1 protein-coding gene is annotated in these 250 nt (G+C 66.4%); it reads left to right on the forward strand.

From position 1 onward, the window contains the following. Positions 1 to 250, forward strand: a 250-nt coding sequence (locus tag JT719_RS24995; RefSeq protein WP_207436485.1) for a recombinase family protein, incomplete at both ends; no start/stop codon positions are given.

Here is a 250-nt window from a genome sequence, read left to right on the forward strand (position 1 = left end):
TGGTTAGGGGCAAGGTCAAGAACACCGCGGTCGGCTATGTCCGCGTCTCAACCGACGACCAGGCCGACAGCGGCCTCTCCATCTCCCACCAGGAAACGCGCATCCGCGCCTACTGTGAGGCGCACGGGCTTGAGCTGATCGCTGTCGTGTCGGACGAGGGCGTCAGCGCCGGTAAGCCCTTCGCTGACCGCAGAGGCGGCGCCGAGGTGCTGGGGATGATCGCTGCCGGCACTGTCCATCATGTCGTGGC

Source organism: Sabulibacter ruber (genome assembly GCF_017355955.1).
GTDB classification, from domain to species: domain Bacteria; phylum Bacteroidota; class Bacteroidia; order Cytophagales; family Hymenobacteraceae; genus Nibribacter; species Nibribacter ruber_A.